The sequence below is a fragment of the Pseudoalteromonas sp. P1-7a genome, assembly GCF_001401855.1.
In the GTDB taxonomy this organism is placed as follows: Bacteria; Pseudomonadota; Gammaproteobacteria; order Enterobacterales; family Alteromonadaceae; genus Pseudoalteromonas.
Genome location: NZ_LKDU01000117.1, coordinates 1 through 323, shown reverse-complemented (window position 1 = coordinate 323; position 323 = coordinate 1). Strand labels below are relative to the sequence as shown.

Below are 323 nucleotides of genomic sequence, written 5' to 3'. Positions count from 1 at the left end.
GGGGCAATATCGGAGGCAAGCAAAATAGCGGCACCAAAGTAAGCACCGTGAGGTAAGCCACTTAAAAAACGAAAAACAACAAGCTGCTCTAGTGAAGTTGCTAATGCACTCAAACCAATAGCAATACACATTAAGCTTAAAAAAATCAGCAAAGCTTTGCGTTTTCGCATGTTGGCCGTTGTAAGCATTAAAACCGGTGCGCCAACTACAACGCCAATCGCATAGGCGCTAATGGCATAGCCACTTTGCGAAGGGGTTGAGCCAAACGTTTCACTGATCAGCGGCAGCATAGGCATCATTGAAAACTCTGATAATCCTAAAAT

General features: G+C 44.3%; 1 protein-coding gene. It reads right to left on the bottom strand.

The window, feature by feature from the left end; genetic code table 11:
* The coding region (locus tag AN389_RS19755) for an MFS transporter (protein WP_146258107.1) at positions 1–323 on the bottom strand (323 nt) is incomplete at both ends.